18 protein-coding genes, 1 pseudogene and 1 riboswitch are annotated in these 25173 nt (G+C 63.3%); of the genes and pseudogenes, 10 read left to right on the top strand and 9 right to left on the bottom strand.

Annotated elements, in window-relative coordinates:
* Positions 1–179: 179 nt before the first annotated feature.
* The gene (locus SB765_RS01820; protein ID WP_410911684.1) at positions 180–392 is read left to right on the top strand and encodes a cold-shock protein; all 213 of its coding nucleotides are present in this window, start codon (positions 180–182) and stop codon (positions 390–392) included.
* A gap of 126 nt (positions 393–518) precedes the next feature.
* Here the strand turns inward: SB765_RS01820 and SB765_RS01815 are convergent, their stop codons facing one another.
* From SB765_RS01815 to SB765_RS01800, 4 genes are all read right to left on the bottom strand, one after another.
* Positions 519–1646: an alkene reductase gene (locus SB765_RS01815; protein ID WP_410930823.1), complete on the bottom strand. Its 1128-nt coding sequence runs from the start codon at positions 1644–1646 to the stop codon at positions 519–521.
* Between the two features lie 265 nt (positions 1647–1911).
* Entirely contained in the window at positions 1912–2922 is a 1011-nt protein-coding gene (locus SB765_RS01810) for an aldo/keto reductase (RefSeq protein ID WP_341795519.1), read from the bottom strand.
* 72 nt (positions 2923–2994) lie between these two features.
* Entirely contained in the window at positions 2995–4515 is a 1521-nt protein-coding gene (locus SB765_RS01805; protein WP_410930822.1) for an FAD-dependent oxidoreductase, read from the bottom strand.
* A gap of 196 nt (positions 4516–4711) precedes the next feature.
* Positions 4712–6040: an MFS transporter gene (locus SB765_RS01800; RefSeq protein ID WP_063424194.1), complete on the bottom strand. Its 1329-nt coding sequence runs from the start codon at positions 6038–6040 to the stop codon at positions 4712–4714.
* A 163-nt stretch (positions 6041–6203) separates the two neighbouring features.
* On the opposite strand from SB765_RS01800, the gene SB765_RS01795 reads away from it, so the two are divergent.
* Both SB765_RS01795 and SB765_RS01790 read left to right on the top strand, forming a co-directional pair.
* A complete protein-coding gene (locus SB765_RS01795; protein ID WP_410911678.1) occupies positions 6204–7301 on the top strand; it encodes a sugar diacid recognition domain-containing protein in 1098 nt (365 codons plus the stop codon).
* Between the two features lie 225 nt (positions 7302–7526).
* A complete protein-coding gene (locus SB765_RS01790; protein WP_410911676.1) occupies positions 7527–8666 on the top strand; it encodes a glycerate kinase in 1140 nt (379 codons plus the stop codon).
* A 45-nt stretch (positions 8667–8711) separates the two neighbouring features.
* Here the strand turns inward: SB765_RS01790 and SB765_RS01785 are convergent, their stop codons facing one another.
* Positions 8712–9620: a LysR family transcriptional regulator gene (locus SB765_RS01785; RefSeq protein ID WP_410911674.1), complete on the bottom strand. Its 909-nt coding sequence runs from the start codon at positions 9618–9620 to the stop codon at positions 8712–8714.
* A gap of 126 nt (positions 9621–9746) precedes the next feature.
* Here SB765_RS01785 and SB765_RS01780 point away from each other — a divergent pair.
* Positions 9747–10307, top strand: a pseudogene (locus SB765_RS01780) (SDR family NAD(P)-dependent oxidoreductase); the annotation flags it as partial.
* 54 nt (positions 10308–10361) lie between these two features.
* Positions 10362–11471: an SMP-30/gluconolactonase/LRE family protein gene (locus tag SB765_RS01775; RefSeq protein ID WP_410931053.1), complete on the top strand. Its 1110-nt coding sequence runs from the start codon at positions 10362–10364 to the stop codon at positions 11469–11471.
* Here the strand turns inward: SB765_RS01775 and SB765_RS01770 are convergent.
* The 4 genes from SB765_RS01770 to SB765_RS01755 all read right to left on the bottom strand — a co-directional run bounded on the left by SB765_RS01770 (position 11461) and on the right by SB765_RS01755 (position 19405).
* Positions 11461–12411 carry a site-specific integrase gene (locus SB765_RS01770; protein WP_410911672.1) on the bottom strand — a complete coding sequence of 317 codons (951 nt, stop codon included), beginning with the start codon at positions 12409–12411 and terminating at the stop codon, positions 11461–11463. The two genes, SB765_RS01775 and SB765_RS01770, sit on opposite strands and share 11 nt — an antisense overlap.
* Positions 12412–12519: 108 nt before the next feature.
* Positions 12520–14844: a putative bifunctional diguanylate cyclase/phosphodiesterase gene (locus SB765_RS01765; RefSeq protein WP_410930821.1), complete on the bottom strand. Its 2325-nt coding sequence runs from the start codon at positions 14842–14844 to the stop codon at positions 12520–12522.
* An 81-nt stretch (positions 14845–14925) separates the two neighbouring features.
* Complete coding sequence (locus SB765_RS01760; RefSeq protein ID WP_341795528.1) at positions 14926–15909, bottom strand: SCO family protein; 984 nt, start codon at positions 15907–15909, stop codon at positions 14926–14928.
* Between the two features lie 100 nt (positions 15910–16009).
* Positions 16010–19405, bottom strand: a complete 3396-nt coding sequence (locus SB765_RS01755; protein ID WP_410930820.1) for an Ig-like domain-containing protein — start codon at positions 19403–19405, stop codon at positions 16010–16012.
* 252 nt (positions 19406–19657) lie between these two features.
* A riboswitch (TPP riboswitch) is annotated at positions 19658–19772 on the top strand.
* A 78-nt stretch (positions 19773–19850) separates the two neighbouring features.
* On the opposite strand from SB765_RS01755, the gene SB765_RS01750 reads away from it, so the two are divergent.
* The 5 genes from SB765_RS01750 to codA all read left to right on the top strand — a co-directional run bounded on the left by SB765_RS01750 (position 19851) and on the right by codA (position 25167).
* Positions 19851–20498, top strand: coding sequence for a TenA family protein (locus SB765_RS01750; protein WP_410930819.1), 648 nt, complete (start codon positions 19851–19853; stop codon positions 20496–20498).
* The gene (gene tenA, locus SB765_RS01745; RefSeq protein WP_410911663.1) at positions 20495–21160 is read left to right on the top strand and encodes a thiaminase II; all 666 of its coding nucleotides are present in this window, start codon (positions 20495–20497) and stop codon (positions 21158–21160) included. Before SB765_RS01750 ends, tenA begins: the two co-directional genes overlap by 4 nt.
* A 281-nt stretch (positions 21161–21441) precedes the next feature.
* Positions 21442–22707: a cytosine permease gene (gene codB / locus SB765_RS01740; protein WP_410930818.1), complete on the top strand. Its 1266-nt coding sequence runs from the start codon at positions 21442–21444 to the stop codon at positions 22705–22707.
* Positions 22704–23921 (top strand): PucR family transcriptional regulator, encoded by a 1218-nt coding sequence (locus SB765_RS01735; protein ID WP_410930817.1) that lies wholly within the window; start codon positions 22704–22706, stop codon positions 23919–23921. The genes codB and SB765_RS01735 overlap by 4 nt, the downstream gene beginning before the upstream one ends.
* 4 nt (positions 23922–23925) lie before the next feature.
* Positions 23926–25167: a cytosine deaminase gene (gene codA, locus SB765_RS01730; protein ID WP_410930816.1), complete on the top strand. Its 1242-nt coding sequence runs from the start codon at positions 23926–23928 to the stop codon at positions 25165–25167.
* Positions 25168–25173 lie beyond the last annotated feature (6 nt).

The raw sequence follows: 25173 nt of genomic DNA, 5'->3' as shown, positions 1-25173 counted from the left end.
CATGCCGAGCCTGTATCTGGGTTTATCGCTGGCATCGGCGAATTTTTTGTGTACTGGTAAAAGTGTGAGTGGCTAGTTGGCTTCATATCGCCCAAGATGGAGTGTGAAGATGCCAGTCGATCGACTGGCGGCTCAGCTACCCACGTAAACGCACCAGCCAGCATTAGAGGATTTAGAGTATGTCCAACAGACAATCAGGAACGGTCAAGTGGTTCAACGATGAGAAGGGGTTCGGTTTCATCACTCCCGAAGGCGGTGGCGACGACCTTTTCGTCCACTTCAAAGCCATTGAATCGGACGGCTTCAAGTCGCTGAAAGAAGGCCAGAGAGTGTCTTTCGTTGCCGAAAAGGGCCAGAAGGGCATGCAGGCTGCGCAAGTGCGCGCCGAGTAAGATGCCTGAGTGACTGGTACGCTAAGGCGTGCCCGGCCACTGGAAAACGGAGCCCTTGGAGGGCTCCGTTTTTTGTCTTTCAGATCCAGGGGCAGGATGGCCGTCTGTATCCGGTGAATACCCTGATTATCGGTGAGCCCAAGCTTCACCAGCGCCCATGGCCTGGTGCAGAAACGGATAATCTGTATAGCCTTCGGGCCCATTGGCGTAGTCGAACTGTGCCCGATGTTCGTTCAGAGGCGCCTGCACCCGCAGCCGCTGTACCAGGTCCGGGTTGGCAATGTAGCTGCGCCCGAATGCTACGGCATCGATCAAACCGCGCCCAATCAAGTCTTCGCCTTTCTCGGCGGTGTAGGCACCCGCAGCAATGATAACCCCCGGATAGGCAGCGCGGATCGCCTGGCGGAACTCGTCACGCAGCGGCTTGCCGCCGGCCCAGTCCGGCTCGGACAGGTGCAGGTAGGCGAGGTTGCGCTTGGCCAGTTCGCGGATCAGGTATAGCCCTGCGGCCTCCTGGTCTTCGCCATTGTCCACGCCATTGAACCCGCCCAGCGGGAACACGCGGATACCCACGCGCTCGGCATTCCAGTTGGCAATTGCCGCGTCCACTGCTTCAAGCACGATGCGCGCCCGGTTTTCGACGCTACCGCCGTAGCGGTCCTCGCGCTGGTTGGCGCTCGGGGTAAGGAACTGGTGCAGCAAATACCCGTGGGCAGCGTGCAGTTCGATGAAGTCGAAGCCGGCTTCTCGGGCGTTCACCGCTGCCTGGCCGAAGTCGGCGACGATGCCTGCAATTTCGTTCTCGTTCAGGGCGCGCGGTGCGGAGGTTTCTACACGTACCAGGTTGCCTTGCTCGTCACGCAGGGTGGTACGTGCGCCGGCCGGCAGCGCCGAGGGCGCCACAGGCGCTTCGCCGCCAGGTTGCAACGAGGTGTGCGACACCCGGCCGGTGTGCCACACCTGCACGGCGCTGTGGCCACCTTCGGCATGAATGCCTTCGTTGATGTGCCTCCAGGCGGCAATCTGCTCGGCGCTATGAATACCGGGCGAGCCGGAATAGCCCTTGGCCTGGAAGGAGATCTGGGTGGCTTCGGTGATGATCAGCCCGGCGCTGGCACGCTGGCGGTAATACTCGGCCATCATGGGGGTTGGCACATCGCCCGGCTCGAGGCTGCGCAGGCGGGTGAGGGGGGCCATGAACACCCGATTGGCCAAGGTGAGCGGGCCGATTTGCAGGGGTTGGAAGAGTTTCATTGCAGCTCCAAAGGTGAAAACCAATGGTGCGCACGATACCGAGATGATTGGGGAAAGGGGGGACCGGAAGCCCGGCGCAGGGCTCCCCAATGGCGTTGTCAGTACCGGCCCTGTAGGAGCAGCCTTGTGCTGCGAAGAGGCCGGTAAGGCTAAAGATTGTCTTCAGCTGCAATGGCCTCTTCGCAGCACAAGGCTGCTCCTACAGGGCTTGTGGTCGCCTTGAAACCATCGCAGGTTTACCCGCGAAAAGGCCGGTACGGGATATTCAGCTACGGGCCAACCGCCCGCTCACATAGTGGGCCACATCATTGAACCCCGGCGTGGACGCATGCCCCGGCGTCACCAGCGAATCGATGAACGCTTCATCCTCCGCCGTGATCTTCACCGCCAATGCACCACCATAGGTATCCCACTGTTCCTCGGTACGCGGCCCGACAATCGCCGAACTCACCCACTGGTTGTTCAACACCCAGGCAATGGCAAACTCGACAATGCCTATACCCTTTGCCTCTACATAAGCCTGGATCTGCCGGGCGATGGCCAACGACTCCTGGCGCCACTCCACCTCCATGATGCGCTTGTCCTGGCGCCCGGCGCGGCTGCCGGCATCGGGCACGGCACCCGGCGCATACTTGCCACTGAGTACGCCCCGGGCCAATGGGCTGAATGGCACCACGCCCAGACCGTGTGCGGCGGCTGCAGCGAGCTGCTCCGGTTCGGCCTGGCGGTTGACGATGTTGTACAGCGGCTGACTGACCACCGGCTTGGGCACACCCAGTCGCTCGGCAACGTGGCAGACCTCGGCAATGCGCCAGCCACGGAAGTTGGACACGCCCCAGTAGCGGATCTTGCCCTGGCGCAGCAGGTCGCCAATGGCCTGTACGGTCTCTTCCAGCGGCACCTTGTGGTCTTCGCGGTGCAGGTAGTAGATATCCAGATAGTCCATGCCCATGCGCGTCAGGGTGGCTTCCAGCGCGTTGAAGATGTGCTTGCGTGACAGCCCGCTGCGGTTCGGCAGGCCGTCGGCCAGGCCGAAGCCGACCTTGCTGGCAACGATCCAGTCCTGGCGATGGCGCGCCACTGCTTCTCCGACGATTTCTTCCGAGCGCCCGGCGTTGTACACGTCGGCGGTGTCGATGAAGTTGATGCCCTGGTCCCAGGCCTTGTCGATGATGCGCAGGGCGTCCTCGGTGCTGGTCTGCTCGCCGAACATCATGCTGCCCAGGGTAAGGGCGGAAACCTGCAGGCCACTGTGGCCGAGGGGGCGGTAGATCATGCGCGTTGGTCCTTTTGCAGTCGGCTGATCCACCTGTTTTACACACAACCGGGGCGCTTTTAAAGGCGGCTGTCAGCCAAGCAGCGCGATCGCCTCCTGCAGGTTCAATGGGCGTTTCAGGCGCTGCGACAGCGCCGCCATGGCATCGGAGTAACCTTTGGCGATGACGGCCTCGACCTGTTCACCCACACACTGAAAGGCAATGAAATCGCCTTTTTCCGGCTCACCGACAAATTCGATCCGGTTCCACTCCCGTGCGTGGCCGAGCACTTCATAGGTGCGGCCGTGCTGGTAGGTCCAGAAGAATGGCACATCGGCGTAGCGGCGCTGCTCGCCGAGCATGTTGGCGGCGGCGATCACCCCGTGTTGCTGGGCCAGGCGCCAGTGCTCGATGCGTACAGGGCGACCCGAGAGCGGGAACGTGGCGATGTCACCTGCAGCCCACAAACCGTCAGCGGCGCGCATTTCTGCATCGACCCGCAGCGACTTGTCCTCGTTCAACTGCACGCCCTGCAGGAAAGCGGTGGCCGGTATCACACCGGTGCCAAGCAATACCAGTGGCGTCTCCAGGCGTTCACCGTTGGCCAGCAGCACCGCTTCGACCTTGTCCCGGCCTTCAAACCGCTGGACTTGCGTAGGGCCATGGAAGGTAACCCCTTTACGCTCATGCAGTTCGCGGATACTGCGCCCGATGCGATCACCTAACTGCTTGGCAAGCGGGACTTCATGGCGAGTCACCACGTGCACCTGAACGCCGTACCTGCGCAGGGCCGAGGCCGCCTCCAGGCCGATGAAGCCGTCACCTACGATCACCGCCGGCTGGCCGGGTTCGGCTGCGTCGAGCAGCTGTGCGGCATCCTCCCGCGAGCGCAAGGTGAACACGCCGGGCAAGTCGGCGCCGGGGATATCAGGGCGTAGTGCCTTGCCGCCGCTGGCCAGCAGGCAGGCGTCGTAACCGATCTGCTGGCCATCGACCAGCGTAATTTGGCGTTTCTGGCTGTTCAAGGTGCGCACCTTGCCGTGCTTGCGCTCCAACTGGCCCTTGCGCAGGGCGTCGGCTTCGAGCAACGCCGGTACTTCATCGGGCGTCATCTGCCCTGCAATCACGAATTTGCTCAGCGCGGTGCGGTCGTAGGCCGGCTGGCGCTCCTGTTCGATCCACACCAGCCGGCCAGCGAAGCCATGGGCCAGCAAGGTGGCTACCGCGGCGCTGCCGGCCGCACCAGCGCCGACCACAACGAAGCAGCGGGCATCGCTGTGCCTGGGTGGTTCGATGGCGGGCAGCGGTTGGTCGTCGACCCAGATTTCATCGTCCTTCACCCAGGCCTTGTAGCGGCGCAGGTCAGCCAGCGCAGGGGGTTCGCAGACCACACCGTCATCGACGGCGAATGCAGCCTTGTGCCAAGGGCAAACCAGCAGGCCGCCGCAGACCAGGCCTTCATCCAGTGGGGCACCTGCGTGGGGGCAGTTGCCCTGGTAGGCATGCACCTGTTCGCCCTGGCGAATGAGGATGAGCTCTTCATTGCCGGCCTGGACGCGCAAGGGGCGGTGCTCGTCGAGCTGGGCCAGACGGGCCACGGCGTGCTGGGTCATGGGGTTCTCCAAAGGGGCCTTTGGAACCATTTGACGCCTGGGGTAGGGAGGGGATGCGTTGAACCGACGATCGGTGGAGGAGGGAAATGTAGGGTGGCCTGGCGGGCCTCTTCGCGGGTGAAACCGCTCCCACAGGATCACCACAGCCTCGAAGGCTGTGGCATGCCTGTGGGAGCGGGTTTACCCGCAAACAGGCTCAACTGGCGCGTGCAGAACTCAGCGCACCCGACCGCGTGACACGCAGGGCGACCAGGCTACCCAGCACGATCAACGCCGCCAGCGAATACAGCGCGGCATCGGTGGAACCGGTCTGGTCCTTGATGAACCCCACCAGGTACGGGCTGAGGAAACCGGCCATCTGGCCCACGGAGTTGATGATCGCCAGCCCGGCAACTGCTGTACCGGCGCTGAGCAGGGCGGTTGGCATCGGCCAGAACATCGGCAGCCCGGTCAGCGCGCCCATGGTGGCGATCGACAGGCCCAGAATGGCAATGGCTGGGTTGCCGGCGAAGTTCACCGCAATCAGCAGGCCAACGGCGCCCATCAGCATCGGCACCACAAGGTGCCAGCGGCGCTCGTTGCGCAGGTCTGCCGAGCGGCCGCAAAGGATCATGAACACACCGGCCAGCAGGTACGGGATGGCGCTGAGCCAGCCGATCAGCAATGGATTGTCGAAGCCCATGTTCTTGATGATCGACGGCAACCAGAAGTTGATCGCGTACACGCCACTCTGGATGCAGAAGTAGATGAAGCCAAAGGTCCAGATAAGCGGGTTGGTCAACACGGCGAGCACGCCATCGCCCGTGGTTTTCGGCTTGCCCGCAGCGTCGGCTTCGAGGTCGTTGGCGATCAGCTGGCGCTCGGCCGGGCTCAGCCAGGCGGCTTTCTGGTAACCGTCGCTGAGCAGGAACACCGCCAGCACACCCAAGGCAACGGTGGGCAGGCCCTGGATCAGGAACATCCATTGCCAGCCGGCCAGGCCGTGCTGGCCGGCGGCAAAGTGCTGGAGGATCCAGCCGGAGAACGGCCCGCCGAGCAGGCCCGACACCGGGATTGCCGACATGAACAGGGCCATGATGCGGCCGCGACGGGCGGCCGGGAACCAGCGCGAAAGGTACAGCACCACGCCCGGGAAGAAGCCGGCTTCGGCAGCGCCGGTAAGCAGCCGCAGGGCGTAGAACTCGGTGGGGGTTGTGACGAACAGCAGGCAGGTGGACAGGCTGCCCCAGGCAATCATCATCAGCGCAATCCAGCGCCGCGGGCCGAAGCGGTTGAGTGCCAGGTTGCTCGGCAGGCCGCAGAGCACGTAACCGATGAAGAAGATGCCGGCACCAAGGCCGTACACCGTTTCGCTGAATTTCAGGGCGTCGAGCATTTGCAGCTTGGCAAAGCCGACGTTGACGCGGTCCAGGTAGTTGAACAGGTAGCAGATGAAAATGAACGGAATCAGCCGCAGGGTGATGCGCCGGTACAGCGCGTTGCGGGTGGTGTCCGAGCCTTGGTCAGGGGCGGGGCTGTGTGCCATGATCGGGTTCTCTTTTGTTATGGTTTTTGCCGCGTCGCCTGTTCCGGCGCTCGCCCTGACGAGTCTCGGGGACTGCGGCTAGCCTGTCTTTGTGCTTTTGCACAGTGCTTGGCCCAGGCTGCTGTGCCCGAGCCCAAAAGCCTAACACCTAAAGGACCACGCAATGTTCGAACTCGACCATGACCTGGCACAGGATATCGTTGACCGGGCCATGGCCATTCTGCCGTGCAACGTCAATGTCATGGACAGCCAGGGCTTGATCCTGGGCAGCGGCGAGCCGGAGCGCATCAACACCCGACACGAAGGGGCGCAACTGGTGTTGGCCAACGGCCGAATCGTCGAACTGGATACTGACGCGGCCAAGTGCCTGAAGGGTGTGCAGCCTGGGGTGAACCTGCCACTGATGCTCGATGGCCGGTTGATGGGTGTACTGGGCCTGACCGGGGACCCGCAGCAGGTGCGCACCTATGGTGAGCTGGTACGCATGACTGCCGAGATGCTGTTGGCCCAGCGCCATCTACAGGCCGACCAGCAATGGCGACGGCAGCGCTGTGATGATTTGCTGGCGCTGTTGCTGGGCGGCAGCGGTGATTCACCTCGGCTGCTCGACGAAGCCCGGCAATTGGGCCTCAAGCCTCAGCTGCCGCGGGTACCTTGCCTGTTCGAACTGGCCTCGGGGCCACCCGCCGAGGCGTTGTCGGCGTGGTTGATGAGCCGGTATCCGGACAGCTGGTGTGTCAGCCCGGCCCGCCAGTCATTGCTGTGGTGCCGGCCGGCCAGCGTGGCACTGGATGAGCCGCGCCTGCTGGAGCGCCTGCAACGCCATGGCTGGGACGTGGAGCGGCTGGCCCTGGGCAGTGCCGCGCAGAGCCTGGAGCAGTTGCGCCGGGGTTACCGCCGGGTACGCGATTTGCTGGCTTATGGCCGCGAGGTATTGCCTACCGAACGCTTGCTCAGCCTGCAGCGCTACCGGCTGCCGGCGCTGCTGTGGCGTCACCGCAATGATGATGCGCTGGATGAGCTGCTGGAGCCACTGCAGCGCATTCGCGCCAGGGACAACAGCGGCCAGCTGCTCACCACCCTGCGCGCCTGGTGTGCCCATGACGGCCAGAGCCAGGCCTGTGCCGATGCCCTGGGCATCCACCGCAACAGCCTGCGTTATCGCCTGGAGCGGATTGCCGAACTGGGCGAGGTCGACCCGCTACGCATGGAAGGAATGCTCAGTTTGTACTTGGGGTTGCAGCTGTTGCCAGCAGATTGACGCGATTCCCGTAGGAGCAGCCTTGTGCTGCGAAAGGGCCGGTCAGGGCGACAAACCCGCTCCGGCCATGCGGGCCTCTTCGCAGCACAAGGCTGCTCCTACAAGGCCGGCAAGCAGTTACGAAGGCATCCGCCCAAACAACCCGTCCGGCGTTTTGTGCATTTGACCGAGGCCCCGTTGGCGAACAGCTGTCAGCATGCCGCTCATCAGGACAGGAGAATCGCCATGAAGATCGTCATTGCCCCCGACTCGTTCAAGGACAGCCTCGACGCTGCCGGTGTCGCCCGCGCTATCGCCGTGGGACTGCGCGAGGCGTGGCCGGACGCTGAACTTGTCGAGTGCCCGATGGCCGACGGCGGCGAAGGCACCATGGAGGCGATCCTTGCCGCCAGCCACGGCGAATTGCGCCGCCAGACCGTGCGCGGGCCGCTGGGGCAGAGCGTGGAGGCCGGATGGGGCTGGTTGCCGCAAAGCCGTACGGCAATCATCGAAATGGCCCAGGCCAGTGGCCTGCAACTGGTACCGACCGGCCAGCGCGACGCTTGCCGCAGCAGCACCTGGGGCACAGGCGAGCTGATTGCAGCCGCCTTGGCCGCCGGTGCGCAGCGGGTAGTACTGGCCATCGGTGGCAGCGCCACCAACGATGCCGGCAGCGGCATGTTGCGCGCACTTGGCCTGCGGCTGCTGGACGCTGACGGGCAAGCGCTGGAGGAGGGCGGCCTGGCCCTGGCCAAGCTGGCCCGCATCGACGCCAGCGACCTCGACCCCCGGCTCGCCGAAGTGCAATTTGAAGTGGCGGCTGACGTCGACAACCCGCTGTGTGGCGCCAATGGTGCTTCGGCGATCTTCGGCCCGCAGAAGGGGGCCAGCCCGCAGCAGGTGCAGGCCCTGGACCAGGCGCTGGGGCATTTTGCCGATATCTGTGCACAGGTGCTGGCTAAGGATGTGCGCGACTACCCAGGTTGCGGCGCTGCCGGTGGCATGGGCTTCGCTGCCCGGGCCTTCATGGGCGCACAGTTCCGCCCTGGGGTGGAGGTAGTGGCCGAGCTGGCCGGCCTCGATGAATTGGTGCAGGGGGCAGATCTGGTGGTGACGGGTGAAGGCCGTTTCGATGCCCAGACACTGCGTGGCAAGACACCGATGGGTGTGGCCCGGGTAGCCAAGCGTCATGGCGTGCCGGTGGTGGTGCTGGCCGGGACCTTGGGTGAGGGTTATCAGCAGTTGTATGCCCATGGGGTCGATGCTGCATTTGCGTTGGCCAGCGGGCCGATGAGCCTGGAGCAGGCTTGTGCCAATGCTGCGCAGTTGCTGCAGGCGCGGGCTTGTGACATTGGTCGGCTGTGGCGCGTTGCAAAGCGAACCTGACCTGCGCTGAACCCTGTGGGAGCGGGCGTGCCCGCTCCCACAGGGTTACCTGATGGTGGGCTGGGAATCGAACATGGCAATGAAGTTGGCCAGTGCTGGCGAAGCGTTCTGGGGGTTCCATTTCATGTACAGGCCGATCCCGGGTGCGGGTTGCTTATCGATCGGCCGGATCGGGCAAAACTGCACCCGCTCACGCGCAGTGGAACCGACGAACGAGGCCGGCACCAGGGCCACGCCAAAACCGCATGCTACCAGGCCCAGCAAAGTGTGAATCTGCGCAGCTTCCTGCACCACCCGGGGGTAAAAACCCGCCGCCTCACACAGCGCAAGCAACTGCGCGTGATAGCCACCACCCAAGGCTTGCGGGGTGAATACGAAATCCTCATCGGCAAACTCGCGCAGGTCGACTTCCCCCTCTTGCGCCTTCGCGTGGCTGGCGGGCAAGGCCATGACGATCTGTTCATCAAGCAACAACCGTGCGTCAAGGGTGCCAGCCGGCAGCGGCAGCCTGCGCATGAAGCCGATATCTGCCTCACCGGCCAGCAAAGCCTTGGCCTGTGACGCGGATGGCATCTCGCGGATGGTTAACTGCACGTTCGGATAAGTCTCGCGAAAACGGCGCAAGCTGCTGAGCAGCGAGTCGTAATAGGCGATGGAAATGGCCGTGATGGTCAGCTTGCCGCTGCCCCCCGCAGACACACTGCGGGCGTACTCGATCCCCTGTTCCAGCTCAGCCAGCGTGCGGTAGGCCGTGTCCAGAAACGCCGCACCCGCTGCGGTCAGGCGCACCCCGCGCTTGTTGCGCAGCAGCAGGCTGAAGCCCAGTTTTTCTTCAAGGCGGTTGATCGCCTGGCTCAGCGGTGGTTGCGCCATGTGCAGGCGCTCGGCGGCCTTGTGAAAGTGCAATTCTTCGGCCACAGCGATGAACTGCCTGAGCAAACGTGTTTCGATCATCCACTATCCCTGCAGCGTGGCTACTCGTCGGTGATATCCCTGAGATATCAAAGGTGCATGCTTTTAATATTAAGTCATAGATTTGTTTGTTGATATCGTAAAAAGGAGAATTGAAGGTAGCCAGAAATGCCCGTTACAGACCCTTTTCACAATAAAGTTGCGGTCATCACCGGTGCCGCACAAGGCCTGGGCCTGGCCTATGCCATGGCGTTGGCCGAACGTGGCGCGCAGGTCGTCATCAGCGACCTGGGCACCGACCGATCGGGGCAAGGGCAGGACGCTTCGGCACTCGAACACGCACTGACGGCCATGCGTGGCAAAGGCTTTGCGGTGGTTGGGCACGCCGGGCAACTGGAGGACGAGGGCGCCTGCAAGCAACTGGTCGAGCTGGCCATCGAGCAGTTTGGCGCGCTGGATATCCTCATCCACAATGCCGGCTGGGTCGATTACCAGCGTATCGAAGATCATGAATCCGCCTTCCTGCAACGCGCGCTGGGCATCAATGTGCATGCGCCCGTGTGGCTGGCCAAGCATGCCTGGCCCCACCTCAAGCGCTCCGCAGCGCCACGGGTAGTGCTGACCACCTCGGACCGTGCCATGTACCAGCGCTATGCGCAGCCTGGGCTGGTGGCCTATGCCGCCGGCAAGATGGCCCAGGTCGGCATCATGAACGCCCTGAGCATGGAGGGCCAGGAGCACGGCATCCTGGTCAATGCCATATCGCCGGTGGCCAAGACCCGCATGTGGGGCATCAGCCAACCGCCAGAAGAGCTGAAGCCCGAGTGGGTTACGCCTGGCGTGCTGTACCTGGCCAGTGCGCTGTGCCATGACACCGGCTACATCTTGCGCGCCAGCAACGGCCAGTTCACCGCCACCCGCTTCAACGAAAACAGCGGCGTCAGCTACCCCCGGGACCTGGGCCGTGTGCAGGCCGCCGACCTGGCGGAAGTGGCCGAGCGCTGGAACCGCATCAAGGAATGCAACTACGTGCCGGTCAAAGTCGCCAACACGCGCGCGGACCTGGGTGAAAGCCTGGTCTGGGATGAGCGCAGCGGCGCATTGTACTTCGTTGATATTTCTGGCGGGCGCATCAACTGCCTGACACCGGACGGCGAAGTTCACAGCGTTTACGCGTCAGCCGCGCGCATTGGCGCCTTGGCGCTGACCGACCGGGGCAACCTGATTTTCACAGAAGATGCCAGCGTGGCCATCTTCGATGTGCCGGCGCGCAAGGTGCTCCAGCATTCTGCATCTGTCCACCCGCGTTCAACCTACCGCTTCAACGACGGCGCCTGCGACCCGCAAGGACGCTTCGTTACCGGGCTGATGGACGAGGCCTTGAGCGGCAATACCGGGGCGCTGTTCCGCTTCGACGGGCAGTTGAACGACCAGGTGATCCACGACGACATGGCCTTGCCCACCGGCCTTGCCTGGTCGCAGGATGGCCATACGGTGTACTTCGTCGATTCGGCGGCGCGCGCCATCTACCGCGCCGAGTACCTCGTCGAAGGCCGACTGGGTGCGGTGACGCTGTTTGCCGAAACCCCCGCTGAACTGGGGCGGCCGGATGGCCTGGCGCTGGACCGCGAAGGCGGGCTGTGGGTGTGCCAGTACCATGGCAGCTGCCTGCTGCGTTACGACCGCCACGGCCACCTGACCGACCAGGTGTTGATGCCGGTACCGTGCCCCACCAGTTGCTGCTTTGGAGGGCCGGGCTTGAACACCTTGTACATCAGCACCGCGCGCTTCGACATGAGCCCGGAAGAGCTGCACCATTACCCCGATGCTGGCGACCTGTATGCCATCCGCCCGGAAACTGGCGGCGTTGCCCGGCACGGCTTCAAGGAATAAGCCGTTGCGTCTGGCCGGCCGGTAAAACGGCCAATTCGCCAAAGCGCTGCGCCGAGTCGATATAGCGCAAGGCCGACTTGGCGTCTTTCCAACCCACGTAGCTCATCAGCGATTTCAGTTCCCAGCCATTGGCGGTTGCCCAGGTGGCGAAGCCACGCCGTAGCGAGTGGCCGGTATACAGCGCCGCCGGTACCCCGGCACGCTCCAGCATGCGCCGCAGCAACCCGACCAGGCTGTTGCTGTTGAGCGCGCTGTCACCGAGGTTGCCCCAGCGGTCGAGCTTGCGGAACACCGGCCCATGGGCAATGCCGGCGACCTCCAGCCATTGCAGGTAGGCCGTGACCGGGCACAAGGCCTTGAGAGCAGGGGTGCGGTGTTGCACGCCCAGGGCTTCTCGGTCGCCCTTGCTGCGCGGCAGGAACAATGTGATACCGACACCCGCTTCGGCCTTGATATGTTCGATGCGCAGGCGCGCCAGTTCATCACCACGAAAGCCACGCCAGAAACCCAGCAACAGCAGCGCACTGTCACGGCGGGCCCGGCGCAGGGCGGCCAGGTCGTGATGTTCACGTGCCTGGCGGGCCTCCTCTTCAAAACAGGTCACCGCAGTTTGCAGGTGCTGCAACAACAGCGGGGCTGCCTGCTTGGGCGGTGTCGGGTGCAGGGTGCGGATACCGCGGAGCACCTGGCGCACCAGCGGCGCCTTGGTCGGATCGGGGAAGCCTTGGGCGACGTGCCATTGGCTGAGCGCAGCCAGGCGCTGGCGCAGGGTGCTGACGGCATGCTGGTCGGCGTGGTCGGCCAGGTAGCGGGCAATGCTCTCGGCAGTGGCCGGGAGAAAACCGCCCCAGTGGGTTTCGAAGTGCTCGATGGCAGCCTGGTAGCTGCGCCGGGTGTTGTCACGGGTGGCGGCGCGAAGGTAGCGCTCGATATCGGTCATGATGCGGGTTCGGTGGGTGATGGGCACACGATAAACCGAATCAAGGGATATTGCATGCCAGCGCGGTCTCTGTAGGAGCGTCAGCTGGGGTCAGCGCCAGGGTTGGCATTACACGCATGCTTTCTCCTCGACGCTATTGAAGGGCGGGTAGTCGCGCAACTGCGCCGGCGACAGTGGTCGGCTGAAGTGGTAGCCCTGGGCGATATCACAACCGGCAAGCTTCAGGCACACCACCTGTTCGCGGGTTTCCACGCCTTCGGCAACCACTTCCAGGCCCAGGCGCTTTGCCAGGATGATGGTGGAGGACACGATCGGGCTGTCATCAGGGCTGTTGGACAGCGGGGCGATCAGCGAGCGGTCGATCTTCAGCTTGCTCAATGGCAGCGAATGCAGATGGGCGAAGCCGGCGTAGCCACGGCCGAAATCATCCAGGCTGATGCCCAGGCCGGCGCCGCGCAGGGTATGCAGGTGCTCCACGGCCGTACCTTCGGGGTCGAGGATGGTGGTTTCGGTAATTTCCAGCTCCAGCCGCTGCGGGGCGATGGCATACCTTTGCAGTTCGTTCAGCAGCCGCATGGCGAAGTCGCCTTGGCGCAGTTGCAGGGCGGATACATTCACGGCCAACCGCGTTTCCCGGCCCTGCACGTCCCAGCCCGCCAAGGCTTCACAGGCCAGGCGCAACACCTCCCAGCCCAGATCGACAATGAAGCCGCTGCGCTCTGCCAGGTCGATGAAGCGGTCCGGGTACAGCAGGCCGAACTCGGGGTGGTCCCAGCGCACCAGCGCTTCGTAGCCCAGTACCTGCTGGGTGTCGAGGCGGATCTGCGGCTGGTAGTGCAGCACGAACTGGCGCTCGGCCAAGGCGCTGCCGAACGCCTGTTCAAGGGTAAAGGCCTGGATGTCGGCCAGGTTCAGCGAGGGGTCGAAGAAGCGGTACTGGGCCCGGCCGGCCTGCTTGGCCGAATACATTGCGGCATCGGCACTGCGGATCAGGCTATCAATGTCCTGGCCGTCGCGTGGGCAGATGCTCACGCCCACACTCGGGCTGGTGTTGACCTCCTGGCCGTCAAGGGCATAAGTGGCCGACAAGCGCTGGACCAGTTCACGGACCCAGGCATTGATCTGGTCTTCGCTGCGCTCACCCGCCAGCAACACCACGAATTCGTCGCCGCCAAAGCGCGACGCCTCGTCACCGGGCTCCAGCAAACGCTGGATGCGCCCGGCCACGGCCTGGAGCAGTAGGTCGCCGATCTTGTGCCCGAGCGAATCGTTGATCGACTTGAAGCGGTCCATGTCGATGAACAGGATTGCCATCAACCGGCGCTTGCCACGCTGGCGGGTCAGCGCCTGGCCGGCCACCTCGACGAACTGGCGGCGGTTGTGCAGCCCGCTGAGGTGGTCGGTGGCGGCGGCATGGCTGCTGCGCCGGTGTTCGTCCTCAAGGCGGCCGATAAGCTGCTGGTTGACCTGCTGGGCATGCTCCAGGGCGCTGAAGGCCTCTTGCCGCTTGCGCAGCAGACGCAAGGTCCACAGCAGGCTGGCGATGATCATCAGCGTCATGCTCAGGTTCAACCAGAATTGCCGGGAATAGGCCAGGGTCGAAGGGGCGAGGATTTCATCCTGGCGCTGGCTGACCACTATGCTGAACCCGCGCTCTGGCACATGTCGGTACAGGCTCTGGTACGCGTCGCCGGCCGCGTATTGGGTCAGCATGCCCGCGTCGCTGCCGGTATCCGGCAGTTCAGGCTGCAACCCGTTGCCGGCCACCACTACGCCGCTGGTGTCTATGCGCAGCCGCTCCAGCCCGTCATCCTGCAGCAGGCGCACCAGCCCGCTGCTGCCCAGGTCGATATGCTGGCACAGCACCGCCAGGTAGCCGATGTCCAGCTGCACCACCAGGATGTTTTCGATTTCGCGGCCTGGCAGGTCGGTCAACGGCAGCAGAAACGGCAGGCGCCAGTTGGGCAGGGTAGCCTGCTGGTCCGGCGCCTGCACGCTGGGCAGAAAGGGCTGGAAACCATAGCGGGCAACGTGCAGTTGCAGCTGGCGTAACCAGTCCTCGGGCAGTGCGGAAGCTTCGTCGGTATGGCTGGCTGACAACAGCCGGCCTTGCCGGTCGTACAGGCTCATGCGCTTGAACACCGGGTCCTCGGCCAGTATCCGCGCCAGGCTGAAGTTGCCCTGGCGTAGCACCTTCATGTCGTCCTGGGTGACCCGGCCAACGGCCTGGGCGCGGTCGACCAGCTGGCGCAGGCTTTCACCGACGATGCTGGCCAGGTTCAGGTGCTCGGCGGCCTTGGCCGACAGCGCGTCCTGGCGGGCGGCGGCTTTCTGCGTGATGTGCAGCCCCCAGAGAAAGGCCAGGGTGGCTGCACAGAGCATCAGGATCAGCAGTCGCAGGAGGCTGGCGGATGAAAGCGAACGGCGTATCACTGCTGACAGTTCCCGACCCTGGGTGATGCTCAAAAAATACGACAAGGAGATGACAGGTTGATGACTAATGGCTAATCGCCTTTAAGGGTTTTCCCTATTCGCGACAGGTGTTTGCAGGCGCGCGGTTTCTTCCTCGATATAGCTCATCAATGCGCTGACTTCGGCATCGCCCAGGCGCATGTTGGGCATGGCCAGGCGGTTATATTGCTCATACAGCAGCATGGCCAGCGGGTCTTTCTCGGCCAGCATCTGGTCGGGCTCCTTCAGCCAGCGGGTCAGCCAGTTGGCGTCACGCTGGCGGGTTACGCCCAGCAGGTCGGGGCCGATACCTGGCTGGCCTGGCTCGGTGTTGCCCAAGGTGTGGCAGGAAGAACAACGCGTACGGAAAATCTGCTCGCCACTGCTGGGCGAACGTATCTCGGGGGCCTGGGCATAATCATTGTTCATGGCGCTGGCCTGCTTCCAGTTGTGCAAGCTGTTGCCCAGCCGGTCAGCGAGGATGTACGGGCTTTCGAAGGGCGAGGCCTTCATCCAGCGGCCGGTGGCCTGGTTGCCGATGATAAGGCTCAGGTTGTGGTCTTTGGAGCGGCCGTTTTCCAGGCCGTCTATCCACAAACCCAGGCTACGGCGCAATTGCTCGATGTCGTCGGGCTCGCCGGTGAGCAGCGTCCAGCCAGGGCCGATGCCGAATTTTTCGGCGTAGCGCTTCAGGGTGGCGGGGGTGTCGTTGTAGGGGTCGATGCTGATGGAATAGAGGAATATGTCCTTGCCGACCCGGTCACCCAGAATCTTTTGCACCTGGCGCAACCGCGCGGTTTCCACCGGGCAGGAGTCAGTGCAGCCGGTGAAGATGAAGTTGATGGCGACCACCTTGTCCTTGATAAGGTCGTCGAAGAAACGCACCTTCTCGCCGTCTTGGGTGAGCAGGGGGATGTTGGGGAAGTAGTCGGCGCCCCAAGGGCTCGCGCTTGCTTCAGCGACCGGTTTTTGCGGTTGCAGTGGCCAGAACGGGATGCTGGCGGCAAATACCGCGAGTACCAGCAGGAAACGCCATGAGCCAGGCATGATAGGGTCCTCGATGGTGTGCAGCCCTTCGCGGGCACGGCCGCTCCCACAGAACCTTCACAGCGCTCGCGGCTGCGCGATTTCTGTGGGAGCGGTGCACTCACTGATATCTGACTGGTGCAGTCACCGTCTGGCCCAGCGCCGATTTCACCGTGACCGTTGCCGGCGTGGCCGGACCGAAGCCGGTGGTGGTCACCGTTACCCGCCAACGGGCACCCGTAGTAGCAGCTGTCAGCGTCGCGTTACCCAGGCTGACCGGGCCGCCGGTAGTTGCCACAGTCACAGTGATGCTGTTGCCCGTGGCCACCGTGGTGGTCCCTTGCACATCCCAGGTGAAGCGGTTGCCGCTGCGCACCTGCACCGTGGCACTGGTGACCTGGATCTGGTCAATCGCTGCCGCCGCACTCACGGCGATGCTGACTGTGGCCGGGGTTACCGACTCGGCCCCTTTGGCATCACGCACCGTGTAGTTGAAGCTGGCAGTGAACGGCGTGGTGACCGTGGCAGGTGGGGTATAAACCACCGTGGTGCCGCCCGTGCTGACTGAACCCTGGCCGAAGTCTGGCTGGCTGAGGCCGGTCACGGTCAGCGGTACGTTGCCGTCCGGATCGGTGTCGTTGGCCAGCACGTTCAGGGTAATTGGCTTGCCAGCGGTAGTGGCTGCACTGTCATTGGCTGCGACGGGGGGCTTGTTGGCCGAGTCGTCATTGTCGTCATTGCCTTTGGTACGGAAGGTCGGCAAGCCCACCGAAGCCATGTATCGCACGCCATCCCATCCTGGCAGCGGGGTCGGCATCACCTGGAACTGCCCCGGGTGCTCAACGTCCCAGCGCAGCAGCATCGACGAGTCCTCATGTTGGGTGTTGTGGCAGTGCTCCATGTAGGTACCGGCGAACTCGCGGAAGCGGATGGCCATTTCCACTTCTTCCGAAGATTCGGTCTCCGGCCCGATGCGGTACACGTCCTTGCGCGCCCATTTTTCCCATTCTGGTGGCGCCTTGCCGTCACGGCTCAGAATCACGCCTTCCTCGAAGTGCACGTGCACCGGGTGGCTCCAGCCATCGCCGCCGTTGATGATTTTCCACACTTCCAGGGTGCCGTCCCCGCTGAAACCACCGTCAGTAGACTGATTGGCCAATTGCGGTGCAGCAGTGATGCGTCGTGGGTCCATGCTATAGCCGAAGCCACCATCGGTCTTGATGGTCCACGGCTTGGTGTCGGTGCCGTCGGAGCGGCCAAAGATGAACTCGCGATGGCGGGCATCCTTGAGTTTGGCCAGGTCGGCGGCGGAGTTTCGGTCAATTGGCAGCGGTAGCATTTTCAGGCCTGCGGCCTTGCCTGGCTTGGCTGGCTCATAGGCCACCGGGTCCATGCTCAGGTCCTGGCCGGTATAAGGCTGTACCAGCAGTTGCAAGAACTTGCCGACTGCGGGGTCGCCGTTGTCCCACTGCGGGCCTTTGCTGGTCTGCTTGATCACCGCCTTGTATTTTCCCGACAGCACGTCGGCCAGCGCAATGATAGCTTCCGGGCCCTTGCCGGTGCGGTGCTCCTGGAGGTTGACGAAGTACAGCTTGTCGCCTGCCTTGATGCCGTTCTTGGCAAAGTTGATGATGATGTCGTAGCGCTCGGCGATGGCTTGGAGCGGCAGGATGCCGTTGTTGTCCTGCAGGTTGCCGTCACCGTTGAGATCCATGGTGCCGTCGAATGGCACGGCGTGCTCCATGATGTTGCCGTCGTTGGCGATCATGTGGAACGGCACCCGGGCATACGACAGGTTGGAGCCGGCGGGGCCTTTGAACTCACCGCTGGTACCGGCAATTTCCCGCACCACGGCAAACTTGAAGTAGCGCGATACCGAGCCGTTGAGGATACGGAAGCGGTAGCTGCGCGCCCGCACCTTGAGCTTGGGCTGGTACTGCCAGTTGACCAGTATCTGGTCACCGAGGAAGCCGTCGGTGTTGAACGGGTTGAACCACAGCTGGCCGTTGGCATCCCAGGCCTTGTCGGCAATCATGAGGTTGACGTCATAGTCACGGTTGCCCCACGGCATGCCCGAGCCGCTGGGGAAGCGCAGGTTTACGCCATCCTGCAGGGCTTCGTTACCGCGGTCCAGGGCGCTGTAGTAGTTCATCATCACGGCGTTGCCCTTGTAGACGTTCTGCGCCGTGAAATCCATCATGTGGTCGTGGAACCAGTGCGTGCTCATGGTTTCACGCCAGTCACCGCGGATCTTGATGCTGCCGTTCTGGCAGGTTTTAAGGCCCGGCGTGGCGTCATTGACGAACAGGGTTTCGCCCGGTGAGCAGGGGAAGGCGGCACGCGGGTCCTGGGCACGGGTGTTGATGGTGTCATACCCGGCCAGTTGCACTGGCCAACGGTAGTCGTAGTACTGGCCCGGGAAGAAGTAGGCATTGGCAAAGCCATCGCTCTCGGCCGGGGAGTGGCCGTTGTGCTCGTGGGTGGAGAGGGTGTGCAGACCAAAGCCGCCGTTGGCCGAGGGGTCGATCGGCAGGGCGTTGTAATGGCGCATCAGGATCGGCTGGCCGTAGCGCACCATCAACAGCTTGGCCGGGAAGGTGCCGTCGAATGTCCACAGCGACTTGTGGTTCTGCAAGGGCATGTTCGGGTGAAAGCGCGTGTCGATGCCCTTGGTGGTGCCCAGTGTGGTCGGGATGTCGGAGGTCTGGTAATACAGGCCGCCGGGGGCGAACTCGCCAACCGCATAGTTGTGCAGCTGTTTGCGGTCACGCAGCCCGAGGTTGATCCGCGCACCGGCCTGGGCAGTCTTGAACGCCGCCTGCGGGTAGAACTCGTTCCAGCGCTGGTGCGACCAGCCTTTTCCTGGTGGCCGGCCTTCAGCAGGCGAACCGACCGGCTGGCGGTTGAGGAACATCTCGATCTGCGCCTTCCAGGGGTTGCGGTCCAGCACATTGGAGTACTGGGTCGGGAAGGGGTATAGGCCAGGTTGTTTGAGGAAGGCCTCCAGCGCAGTGCCGTTAGGACCGCTGCGGGCCACTACGTTAGGGTCTTGCGCGGGTGCCGCGCCGAGGGTGGGCACTGGGAAGCCAAGGTCGGGCCGCGGCAGTGTCGGGTCCAGTTTTTCTGGCCCGAACTCTTCGAACAACAACAGTTGCTGCGTGAAGGGTTGCGCACCGAACAATGGGCTGGGTTTGCCGTTGGTGGGGTACCTGTCCGAGGTTTGCAAGGCTGGCGGCAGCACGTTATCGGTGCGCACTGTATTGCGGTCACCGTACACGCCATTGATAAGCTCCAGTGAGCCTTGGTTGGCTTCTGGCAAAGTGTTCAGGTTGAGCAAAGCCGGGGTCGGGTCAGCCGGCTGGTCGGTATAGGCCGATGAGTCGGTCGGCGGCGGCTGACTGTTGTCGTCCATGGGGGCGGCCATGGCCGTGATCAGTCCGAGGCTGAGCATCAGCGCAGTGACCGAAGATAGCTGGAATGCGTGCCTGGTAGGGTGGATCACGGCAGGTGTTTTCATTGCCTTGTGCCTCGCTCGCGGCTTTATGGCTTCTAGCCATCAATGGCGTTTTGCCCGATAAAAGGCCTTGAGCAACGGCTGTGCCAACAGATATCCGAGTAATGCTTTGTTAAACATATCCTTGTGGCGCCTGGCGTGCGCTAGATGACGGAGCGTCAAGAATGGGTATAAATCCCCACAAGCGGGTGACCCAATGCCCACTGATTGGGTGGATTGGGGGCGTGACAGCCTCGATCCGCTGGGGTATACCTGTTCGCCACCAAGGGGAGCCCGGCAAAGGGCTGAGAAACCGCTGCAAGCAGCAGCGCGGTGACCCTTCGAACCTGCTCCGGATCATGCCGGCGAAGGGATGGGGCTTGTAACCTGCCTTTTTGCCGGCCTCACTGCGAGGCCCGCCCATGCCAACTGCCAAGGTCTCGCTGTCACCTACATCAAGGACAGCAACATGACCGAACGTTTCAGCCAGTCCCTGCGTCGCCAAAGCGAGCCGACCTGGTCGGCGGCCGTTGGCCACCGTTTCGTGACCCAATTGTGCGACGGCAGCCTGCCGGACCCGATCATGGTCGACTACCTGGTGCAGGACCATCGCTTTCTCGACAGTTTCCTGACCTTGCTGGGTGCGGCCATCGCGACCGCCGATACGTTCGAGGCGCGTCTGCGCTTCGGCTGCTTTGCCGGGATGATTTCCAGCGATGAGAACACCTACTTCCTGCGTGCTTTCGAGGCCCTGGACGTGAGCCCCGCACAACGCAGCGCACCCGCCGATACCGTGCCAACCGCAGGGTTCAAGGCGATCATGCGTGAAGCGGCAGCGACCCGCTCCTATGCAGCGGCGCTGGCAGTGCTCAACGTTGCCGAAGGCCTTTACCTCGACTGGGCGCTCAAGGCACCCAAGCCGATGCCGGACAATTTTGTCCATGCCGAGTGGATCACCCTGCACGACAACCCGGCATTCCAGGCCTTTGTTGTCTTCCTGCAGTCTGAGCTGGACCGTGTCGGCCCGCGGGAAGCCGCACTGGCGAGCGATTTCTACCAGCGCACCGTTGCGCTGGAGCTGGCCTTCTTCGATGCCGTCTACCCGGAGGGCAAATGAGCATGGATATCTTCGAGCGCCTCAAGGCCGCAGCCACCCAACAGTGGCACAGCTACGTAGACCATGACTTTGTGCGGCAGATGGGCGAGGGCACGCTGAGCGAGGAAGCGTTCCGGACCTACCTGGTACAGGATTACCTGTTCCTCATCCAGTTCGCCCGCGCCTGGGCACTGGCGGCCTACAAGAGCCGTCGCCCGGCCGACATCCGCGCGGCGCAGGCCGGGTTGGCGGCGATTCTGGATGAAACCGACCTGCACTTGCGCCTGTGCGCCCGCTGGGGGCTGACCCAGGCCGATATCGAGGCCGCGCCGGAGCACCAGGCCACCGTGGCGTACACGCGCTACGTGCTGGACTGCGGCGCTGCCGGCGACCTGCTGGAGCTGCATGTGGCCCTGGCACCCTGCGTGATCGGCTATGCCGAAATCGGCCGGACCCTGGCCGATCGGATTGGCGATTTGAGCAATCACCCGTACCGCGAGTGGATTGGCGAGTATGCCGGTGAAGGCTACCAAGGGGTGGCGGCCGCAGCGCGCAAGCACCTGGATGAGCTGGCAGCGCGGAGCATGACCGAGCAGCGGTTTGCCGAGTTGGTGGGGATCTTTGGCCAGGCATCCAGCCTGGAGGCAGACTTCTGGCAGATGGGCCTGGACGGGGTGGCGTAGCCCCCGGGGCCGCCCGGCTTGCCGGCGATGGCTTGCGCAGCAGCCCCAAAGTGCTTGGTCGACTGGGTGAATCCTACCCAGCCCAAGCCCGCTTTGGTGCATGAATGCCTCAAAATAAGTCGTTCAGCACACCTTCATAACGCCGAAATGCGACTTTAATGTTCACAGTGCACATCACCTTCTGGGCTGCCTGCCCGATTTGATTCCGGGTTTCGGCCCTCGAAAAAGCGGCCCGCATATTGCTCTTCCAGCTCCCAACTATCACCCGGAGCCCCCGTGCAATGAGCTCACCCAGCGAATATCCCCTCAGCGAAGCCCCGCAGTCTGCCCGCAAGGGCCTGCTGCCGATTGCCATGGTCTTGTTCAGCTTTACCTTTTTCACCGGCACGATGTTCGCCGGCGGCAGGCTGGGCATGGCTTTCAATTTTGTCGACATGTTGTGGGTGGCCACCGTCGGCAACAGCCTGCTGGCGATGTATGCCGCAGCGTTGGCATTCATCGCTTCGCGCAGCGGGCTGAATACCGTACTGATGGGGCGTTTCTGTTTCGGCGAGGCAGGTAGCCGGCTCTCGGACTTTCTGCTGGGTTTCGCTGAACTGGGTTGGTACGCCTGGGGTACGGCCACGGTGGCCATCGTGCTGGTCAAGCTGTTGGGGTTGGCGGAAGGCTTCGGTTTACCGTTGATGGTGCTGTTCGGGCTGGGTTTCAGCATTACTGCCATCATCGGCTTCAAGGGGCTGGACGTGCTGTCGCGCGTGTCGGTGCCATTGATGTTCGTGCTGCTGTTGGTGTCGATGTACATCGCCACCCGCGATGCCGGTGGCTTTGCCGGCCTGGCTGCAGTAGTGCCGCACGAGACCATGACCTTTTCCGCAGCAGTGACAATGGTGTTCGGCACCTTCGCCAGTGGTGCCACCCAAGCCACCAACTGGACACGGCTGTCGCGTAGCGGCCGGGTGGCGGTGATCGCCAGCGTGGTGGCATTCTTGCTTGGCAACGGCCTGATGGTGGTGGCCGGTGCCTGGTGCGCGATGGTTTACCAACAGGCCGATATTGTCGAAGTAATGATGCTGCAGGGCCTGTCGTTCGCGGCGGTAGTGATGCTGTGCCTGAACCTGTGGACCATTCAGGGGCCGACCATCTACAACGTGTCGGCGGCCGCCTGCCATTTGTTGCGCAGTGAGCGCCGGCGCACGGCAACGCTGGTGGCGGCCGGGGTTGGCATTGTGCTGGCGATTGGTGGCATGTACGAAATGCTGATCCCGTTCCTGGTGCTGCTGGGGTCGATCATTCCACCGGTGGGCGGGGTGATCATGGCTGACTTCTGGTACCGACACCGCGGCCAATACCCGGCACTGCGCACCGCAAGCCTGCCACGCTACAACTTCACCGGGCTGTTTGCCTATGCCGTGGGCGCAGTGTTGGCGTACGCCTCGCCCTGGGTCGCTCCGCTGGTGGGTATAGGCGCCTCGGCCCTGTGCTACATCGTCATGCTCGAACTGGGCGCACGCCGCCGGGCGCCGGGCCAGGCAGGTGTGGAGCCGTGAGCCTGGCGCTGGACGAGATCCTGCATTTGCCTGGCCTGCACGAGATGCGTGTGCTGGCCGGGGCACGTAACCTTCAGCGGCGGGTGCGCTGGCCGTATGTGGCGGAAAACGAAGGCATCGCTGAATGGGTAATGGGCGGTGAACTGGTGTTCGTTACCGGCATCAACCACCCGCGCGGCGAGGCCAACCTGTTGAGCCTGCTGGAAGATGGCGACGCCGTGGGCATCGCCGGCATGGTGATCCTCACCGGCGGCAGCTTTATCCAGAGCGTCCCGGCGTCTGTCATCGCACAAGCCGAGCAACTTGGCATGCCGTTGATCGAGCAGCCCTACGCGTTGAAGATGGTGGTGGTTACCCACCTGATCGGCACGGCGTTGGTGCAGATGAGCCAGGTACGCCGCTCGCATCACGATATCCTTGGCCAGCTGCTCACTGGCGACTACCCGAGCCTGGCGATTGCCCGGCAGCGCGCAACGCATCTACAGCTGGCACTGGACGAGCCGCGTCGGTTGCTGGCTTTGCGCCTGGCGGGCGTGGACGGTTTGTTCGAGCGCCACGGGCTGGCCCACGGCGAGCGTACCTGGCAAGCTACCCGGCAGGCCCTGGAAGACCAGCTCGAAGCCTGGTGCCGCCAACGGCCAGGCAGCGTTACCGCGCAGCTGCCGGGTGATCTGTTCGTGTTGCTGCTGGCCGATACACACGATCTGCCTGAGACGTTGGCTGCGCTTTACCGGCAGCTGCAGGCCACGACGGGTGAACTGAGTTTGCACATGGGTTTGTCGAGCGTCGCCGACGATTGCGCGCACTATCGTCAGGCCCTCAACGAGGCGCGTCAGGCCCTGGACGTCGCGCAGCACCTGCGCCCAGCCAACGGCTATTGCAACTTCAGCGAACTGGGCGTGCTGCGCCTGCTGCAAGGTATCGTCGACCGCTCGCTGATCGACGATTTCGTCAGCCGTACGCTTGGCCCGTTGATCGCCCCTGGCCGCAAGCAGGCCAATGCTCTGGTGCACACCCTCGACGCCTTGCTCATGGAAAACGGCAACGGCATCAAGGCTGCACAGCGGCTAGGGCTGCACCGCAACACCATCAATCAGCGCATCCAGCGCATCGAACAACTGAGCGGGCAGTCCATTGATGACCCGCTTTTTCGCATGAATGCTTCGGTCGCCATGCTGGTATGGCGCATGAGCGAAGCCCACGGCAAGGAGTAACAGCATGAACATCATCAACGCACGGCTGCGCGGCAAGCCTGGCCTGTTCCGCATCGAACTGAACGGCGAGCGCATTGCCGCCATCGTGCCGAAGGCCGAGGTGGTGGCGCCCGTTGCCGCCCATGAGCTGGACGCAGGGCAAAACCTGGTGGTGGCGCCCTTTGTCGAACCGCATATCCACCTCGACGCCACACTGACTGCCGGCGAGCCCCGGTGGAACATGAGCGGTACCCTGTTCGAAGGCATCGAATGCTGGGCCGAGCGCAAGGAAATCACCACCCATGAAGACATCAAGGCCCGTGCGAAAAAGACCATCGGCATGCTGGTGGACCACGGAATCCAGCATGTGCGCACCCACGTCGATGTGACCGACCCGAAACTCACCGCGCTCAAGGCTATGGTCGAAGTGCGTGACGAAGTGCGCGAACTGGTCGATTTGCAGATTGTCGCCTTCCCGCAGGAGGGGATAGAGTCGTACGCCAACGGCCGGGCGCTGATGACCGAAGCGGTGGCCATCGGCGCCGATGTGGTCGGCGGCATTCCGCATTTCGAGAATACCCGCGACCAGGGCGTGTCGTCGGTGAAGTTCCTGATGGACCTGGCCGAGCGTACCGGTTGCCTGGTGGACGTGCACTGCGACGAGACCGATGACCCGCAATCACGTTTTCTTGAAGTGCTGGCCGAAGAGGCCCGGGTGCGGGGCATGGGGGCCCGGGTGACGGCCAGCCATACCGTGGCCATGGGCTCGTATGACAATGCCTACTGCTACAAGCTGTTCCGCCTGCTAAAGCTGTCGGGCATCAACTTCGTGTCGTGCCCGACCGAGAGCATTCACCTGCAAGGGCGTTTTGACAACTACCCTAAACGCCGTGGCGTCACCCGTGTTGCCGAGATCGACCGTGCCGGGATGAACGTGTGCTTTGGCCAGGATTCCATCGTCGACCCGTGGTACCCGTTGGGCAATGGCAACATCCTACGCATTCTTGAAGCCGGCCTGCACATCTGCCACATGCTCGGCTACGAAGACCTGCAGCGTTGCCTTGACCTGGTCACCGATAACAGCGCCCGCACCTTGAACCTTGGCGAGCGCTATGGCATCGAGGTGGGGCGGCCGGCGAACCTGTTGCTGTTGTCGGCGCCTGATGATTACGAAATGGTCCGTACTCAGGGGCATGCACTGGTGTCGGTACGCAATGGCAAGGTGCTGATGCAGCGTACGCCGGCACAGGTGCAGCGTTTGCTCTGACTTCGC

Source organism: Pseudomonas sp. SIMBA_067 (assembly GCF_046534675.1).
Lineage (GTDB): Bacteria > Pseudomonadota > Gammaproteobacteria > Pseudomonadales > Pseudomonadaceae > Aquipseudomonas > Aquipseudomonas putida.
The sequence above is the reverse complement of the archived record's forward strand: the minus strand, read 5'-3'. Positions and strand labels throughout refer to the sequence as shown.

What these genes read in the sequence shown, in the direction of transcription:
- SB765_RS01820 (WP_410911684.1), top strand. Translation starts at nt 180, where the DNA reads ATGTCCAACAGACAATCAGGAACGGTCAAGTGGTTCAACGATGAGAAG.
- SB765_RS01815 (WP_410930823.1), bottom strand. Translation starts at nt 1,646, where the DNA reads ATGAAACTCTTCCAACCCCTGCAAATCGGCCCGCTCACCTTGGCCAAT.
- SB765_RS01810 (WP_341795519.1), bottom strand. Translation starts at nt 2,922, where the DNA reads ATGATCTACCGCCCCCTCGGCCACAGTGGCCTGCAGGTTTCCGCCCTT.
- SB765_RS01805 (WP_410930822.1), bottom strand. Translation starts at nt 4,515, where the DNA reads ATGACCCAGCACGCCGTGGCCCGTCTGGCCCAGCTCGACGAGCACCGC.
- SB765_RS01800 (WP_063424194.1), bottom strand. Translation starts at nt 6,040, where the DNA reads ATGGCACACAGCCCCGCCCCTGACCAAGGCTCGGACACCACCCGCAAC.
- SB765_RS01795 (WP_410911678.1), top strand. Translation starts at nt 6,204, where the DNA reads ATGTTCGAACTCGACCATGACCTGGCACAGGATATCGTTGACCGGGCC.
- SB765_RS01790 (WP_410911676.1), top strand. Translation starts at nt 7,527, where the DNA reads ATGAAGATCGTCATTGCCCCCGACTCGTTCAAGGACAGCCTCGACGCT.
- SB765_RS01785 (WP_410911674.1), bottom strand. Translation starts at nt 9,620, where the DNA reads ATGATCGAAACACGTTTGCTCAGGCAGTTCATCGCTGTGGCCGAAGAA.
- SB765_RS01775 (WP_410931053.1), top strand. Translation starts at nt 10,362, where the DNA reads ATGTGGGGCATCAGCCAACCGCCAGAAGAGCTGAAGCCCGAGTGGGTT.
- SB765_RS01770 (WP_410911672.1), bottom strand. Translation starts at nt 12,411, where the DNA reads ATGACCGATATCGAGCGCTACCTTCGCGCCGCCACCCGTGACAACACC.
- SB765_RS01760 (WP_341795528.1), bottom strand. Translation starts at nt 15,909, where the DNA reads ATGCCTGGCTCATGGCGTTTCCTGCTGGTACTCGCGGTATTTGCCGCC.
- SB765_RS01755 (WP_410930820.1), bottom strand. Translation starts at nt 19,405, where the DNA reads ATGAAAACACCTGCCGTGATCCACCCTACCAGGCACGCATTCCAGCTA.
- SB765_RS01750 (WP_410930819.1), top strand. Translation starts at nt 19,851, where the DNA reads ATGACCGAACGTTTCAGCCAGTCCCTGCGTCGCCAAAGCGAGCCGACC.
- tenA (WP_410911663.1), top strand. Translation starts at nt 20,495, where the DNA reads ATGAGCATGGATATCTTCGAGCGCCTCAAGGCCGCAGCCACCCAACAG.
- codB (WP_410930818.1), top strand. Translation starts at nt 21,442, where the DNA reads ATGAGCTCACCCAGCGAATATCCCCTCAGCGAAGCCCCGCAGTCTGCC.
- codA (WP_410930816.1), top strand. Translation starts at nt 23,926, where the DNA reads ATGAACATCATCAACGCACGGCTGCGCGGCAAGCCTGGCCTGTTCCGC.